Annotated in this window: 5 protein-coding genes; 4 read left to right on the forward strand and 1 reads right to left on the reverse strand. The window is 70.0% G+C overall.

The window, feature by feature from the left end; genetic code table 11:
• The 4 genes from WBA11_RS10110 to WBA11_RS10125 form a co-directional block, all read left to right on the forward strand.
• The coding region (locus WBA11_RS10110) for a hypothetical protein (protein WP_424520573.1) at positions 1 to 560 on the forward strand (560 nt) is incomplete at its 5' end.
• An 86-nt stretch (positions 561 to 646) separates the two neighbouring features.
• Positions 647 to 886 carry a hypothetical protein gene (locus WBA11_RS10115; protein ID WP_424520574.1) on the forward strand — a complete coding sequence of 80 codons (240 nt, stop codon included), beginning with the start codon at positions 647 to 649 and terminating at the stop codon, positions 884 to 886.
• A gap of 66 nt (positions 887 to 952) precedes the next feature.
• Positions 953 to 2170, forward strand: a complete 1218-nt coding sequence (locus WBA11_RS10120; RefSeq protein WP_424520575.1) for an MDR family MFS transporter — start codon at positions 953 to 955, stop codon at positions 2168 to 2170.
• A gap of 106 nt (positions 2171 to 2276) precedes the next feature.
• The gene (locus tag WBA11_RS10125; protein WP_424520576.1) at positions 2277 to 3158 is read left to right on the forward strand and encodes a hypothetical protein; all 882 of its coding nucleotides are present in this window, start codon (positions 2277 to 2279) and stop codon (positions 3156 to 3158) included.
• A 361-nt stretch (positions 3159 to 3519) separates the two neighbouring features.
• On the opposite strand, the gene WBA11_RS10130 is transcribed toward WBA11_RS10125, so the two are convergent.
• On the reverse strand, positions 3520 to 3878 hold a 359-nt coding region (locus tag WBA11_RS10130; protein WP_424520577.1), incomplete at its 5' end, for a Holliday junction DNA helicase RuvB C-terminal domain-containing protein.

Consider the following 3878-nt stretch of genomic DNA (forward strand, 5'->3'; position numbering starts at 1 on the left):
TCGACCTGTACGACCCCATCGGGTCGGCCGTGCGCGTCGGGACCTCGCTGGAGAAGCGGCGCCAGGCGCGGAGAGCACAAGCGAAGCTCGACAGCGTAGTCGCACGGGTCGACATCGCCGACCGCATCGCGCGGCGCGTCCTCGCCGAGAGCGCCGACCGGATGCGGGTCTCCATCGCGCAGCGCCCGGACCAGTCCGACTACCTCCTGGACCTCCGGATCTACGACTACGCGCTCGTGGCCGACTCCTTCGAGGGCGCCGTCTACTTCGTGCTGCTGGGCGAGGTCCTGCTCCTCGACGCGACGAGCGGCGCGGTCCTGTGGGACTCGGAACTGGCCGAGCGCGAGATCCTGGACCGCTCCCGCTTCGGGGCGTTGTTCGGCCTGCCGGCGACGGTCGGGAACGTGGTCACGGGCCAGGCGCTGTCCGACCTGTCCGCCCAGGACATGGCCACCGGCCTGGGCCGTCTGGCCGACTTCGTCGCGGACCAGATCGCCGAGCGCCTGACCGACGACTACTACGACTCGAGGCGGGCCTACGAGCGCCGAGCGGCCGAGTAGCGTCCTCGAGGTCGCGTCCTCGAGGTCGGTTCGGATCTCGACGAGCCCCATGCTCGTTAGACGGCCCTCATTCGCCCCACCTCCCCATGGACCTCAACAGCCTCAAAGACACCGCCGGAGACACGGCCAAGACCCTCGCCGACAAGGCGGGCGACACCGCTGGCGACCTGGCCAAGAAGGCCGCCGACCTCGCGCCCGACGTCGTCAAGGACAAGGCGGCCGACCTGGCCTCGAAGGCCGGCGACATCGCGGGCGACGTGGCCGACAAGGCCGCGGACAAGGCGTCCGACTTGCTTGGCAAAGCTGCCGACAAGCTAGGCTCGTAGCTCCTGAAATCGCTTCTTCCCACGCCCCGATAGGCCCAGGCTTGTCGGGGCGTGGTACGTTCGGGCGTGGCGTCCGTCCGCTCCGCTCTCGAGGCCTATCCCCGTCCGTTTTGGGCGCTCGTGGTCGGCACGTTCGTCAACCGGACGGGGCTGGTGGTCATTCCATTTTTGGCCCTCTTCCTGACGGCAGAGCGGGGATACAGCGTCCAACTCGCGACGCTTGCGGTCTCGCTCTACGGCGGCGGCGCGTTCACAGGTGGCCTGGCCGGTGGCTGGCTCTCGGACCGGATCGGGCGGCGCCCGGTCCTGCTCCTGAGCCTCGGCGGCGCGGCCGCCCCCGTCGCTGCGATCCCGTTCGCCCCGACATTCGCGACCATCGCCGCGACCTCGTTCGCGTTCGGGTTTCTGGGCGAGATGTACCGGCCCGCCGTCTCGGCCGTCGTCGCGGACCTGCTCCCTGGAGAACGCCGCGCTCGGGGGTACGCGGTCGTCTACTGGGCCATCAACCTGGGCGCCGCCATCGGTCCCGCGCTGGGCGGATGGCTCGCCTCGAGGTCGTACACCGGATTGTTCGTCCTCGAGGGCGTGACGTTGCTGGGCTACGCGGCGCTCATCGCCGTCGAGGTCCCGGAGACCAAGCCCGTCGAGGCCGAGGGTGCATCGGTCGTCCTCGATCTGGGGCCGGTCGCTCGAGACGGAGCGCTCGCGGCGGTGTCGGTCGCCGTGCTGCTGGTGGGGATCGGGTTCTTCCAGCTGTTCACGACGCTCCCGATCGTGATGACCGACCTCGGACTCTCGGAGTTCGACTTCGGGCTGGTGGTCGCGGTCAACGGCGGGCTGATCGTGCTGGTCGGGCTGCCGGTCGCGGCGTACGTGGGAGAGCGGATGACCTCGCTGTGGGTCCCGGCCTCGGTCGCCCTAATGGCGCTCGGGATCGCGTGTCAGGTTCCGGCCTCGACGTTCTGGGCCTACGCGGCGTGCGCCGTTATCTGGACCGTGGGCGAGATGGCCTTCTTGCCCGTCGTCCCGACGATCGTCGCGGGACTGGCGCCGACCGAGCTCCGGGGCTCGTACCAAGGCGTCTACCACGCCGCGTGGGGCCTGTCGAAGATGATCGCACCGGCCCTGGGTGGACTGGTGCTGGCGAACGCGTCGTCAAGCGCGCTGTGGGGCGGATCAGCAGCGTTGGTGGCGGCGGCGTCCGTCGTGCTCCTCGCCCTCCTCCCGACGCTCCGGCGGAGGCTCGTCCTCGAGGACGCTCGGCCCGTCGAGGTCGAGGCCTGAGCCGTTCCTTCGGCACGCTCAGAACAGGTCACGGGGACGGGCGTCGCGGCGACGTGATCCGAGATCGGGTGGGAGCGCGGAGGAAGGGCATCACCCTCCCCCACCCATGCGACGCCTCCTCTTTCTCACGCTGCTCTCGGGCATCCTGATCGCCTGCGGCTCCGACGCCGACACCCTGGCAGCGGACGAGCCTTCCGAGGTAGAAGCCGAAGTCGACACGGAGGCCCCCGAGAGTTTCGATCCGATCACCCCGCCGACACAAGCGGACGCGCCGGACGGCTCCGTCGGCACGTTCCGCTTGCGCTACGTGCGCGGCAGCGGCGACACACGCGACACGACGCTCATCGCGGGCTTCTTGCCCGCGCCCATGTCGAGCGACGCCCTCTCGAGCATCGCCCTCGATGCGGTCCCGAACTATGACATCGTCGTGCAACCCAGCACCGTCACGGCAGACATCGACCTGAAGCGGGCCGGCTACGTCTACCTCGCCCGCAACGAAGTCGGCGAGGTCGACGGCGACGTGCGGTGGGCCAGTTCGACGTTCGCGGAACGCCACGACGGCCTGTTCCGGGGCGCTGGCTACGCGTTCACGTTCCCGCCGCTGTGGGAGGACACCGGCGTGTCGCCGCGCCTCGAGGTCCGCGACGACGACGACGAGACCTCGGTCCTGGGCGAGTTCGCGCTGCCCGTCACGGCCTCCCCGTCCTGGCTTCAGCCGGTCACGCTGCCGAGCGTCCCGACCGACACGCGCCTGACGTTCAGCGTCGATCTGTTGGTCGATGATCCAGACCTCGTCCCTGTCTTCATTTACCCCAACACGTTCGGCGACGTCGGCTGGGGCGCCGACGCCCTCGAGGTCGACGAGTTCGAGGCGCGACGACGCGACCGCGACGGGACCACGGAGACCCTGGGCACGCCGTACAAGGTCTGGGCACCGCACAACGACGAGGACCGCGGCGACGCCTACTTCGTGATGGTCCGCCTGTAAGCCGGGGCTGTCGTCCTCGACGTCCTCGAGGACGGTCAGCGGGACGCAGCGACGCGGTCGTGCGTCACGTGACCGTCGAACCGAGTCAGGAGCGCGGGCATAGTCCGGCACGACGGCGACCTCGAGGTCGGGACCGGCGAACGCCTCGAGCGCAGCCTCGTCCTCGCCGTCGGAGCGCAACACCTGATCGCCGACGACGCCCTCGAGGGCGAGGAAGCCGTGGTCGACCTCGAGGGAGGCCTGGTACGTGTCGGCGGCGGCGGGACGCGTCCAACCACGCCAGAGCCGGACGATCGTGAGCGTCGCGGCCTCGAGGACGAGGGGCGGCCTCGAGGACTGTGAGGTCAGAGGAGCCAGCGACTCATCCGAGCAACTCGTCGAAGAGGTCGGACTGCTTGAGCGGCGGGGCGATGTCGAAGTGGTCGTAGGCCCGCCGCGTCGCGACGCGGCCTCGACGGGTCCGCGCCATGAAGCCCTCCTGGATGAGGTACGGCTCATAGACCTCCTCGACGGTCCCGGAGTCCTCGCCCACGGCCACGGCGATGGTCGAGATGCCGACCGGCCCGCCGTCGAACTTCTCCATCAACGCCGTCAGGATGCGGGCGTCCATGTCATCGAGTCCGGCCTCGTCTACGTCGAGGGCGTTGAGCGCGAAGTCCGCCACGGCGCGCGTGACGCGCCCGTCGCCGGACCCGGCGCCGGTCTCGACCTCGGCGAAGT

This window comes from Rubrivirga sp., from assembly GCF_049648075.1.
Lineage (GTDB): Bacteria > Bacteroidota > Rhodothermia > Rhodothermales > Rubricoccaceae > Rubrivirga.

Coding starts and splice junctions, on each gene's coding strand:
- WBA11_RS10115 (WP_424520574.1), top strand. CDS start 647: ATGGACCTCAACAGCCTCAAAGACACCGCCGGAGACACGGCCAAGACC.
- WBA11_RS10125 (WP_424520576.1), top strand. CDS start 2,277: ATGCGACGCCTCCTCTTTCTCACGCTGCTCTCGGGCATCCTGATCGCC.